Consider the following 393-nt stretch of genomic DNA (forward strand, 5'->3'; position numbering starts at 1 on the left):
CAGTCGCAGACGCGCTGGCACACGACGGCTGGGAGGCGGTCAGCGACCCCTCTCCCGACCTCCTGGTCGTCGTCGCCGAGGCCACCGACCCCGTCGCGTTCGGCAAGCTGAGCGACTGGCGCTGGCGGGCGATACTCGACGCCCGGTTCCGCCGGGCGGTCGACGCCTGCATCGCCGCGCTGCCCGGTATGCGTGCGCGCGGCGGCGGCTGCGTCGCGCTGATCGTGGTCGACGCCGGCGAAGACGCGGGCGCGCACGTTGCGGCCGCCGACGGCGCGCTCGAGGGCTTCACGAAGGCGCTCGCGTCCGAGGTCGCGCCGGATCAGGTGCGGGTGAACCTGATCCATGTAGCCGCGGGCGACGCCGGGTCCGCGGCGGAGACGATCCGCTACC

At 74.8% G+C, this 393-nt stretch carries 1 protein-coding gene; it reads left to right on the forward strand.

Features of this window, described 5'->3' with window-relative positions:
- On the forward strand, positions 1-393 hold a 393-nt coding region (locus tag I6F37_RS43895), incomplete at both ends, for an SDR family NAD(P)-dependent oxidoreductase (RefSeq protein WP_225154969.1).

The sequence above is a fragment of the Bradyrhizobium sp. NBAIM08 genome, assembly GCF_020193935.1.
Lineage (GTDB): Bacteria > Pseudomonadota > Alphaproteobacteria > Rhizobiales > Xanthobacteraceae > Bradyrhizobium > Bradyrhizobium yuanmingense.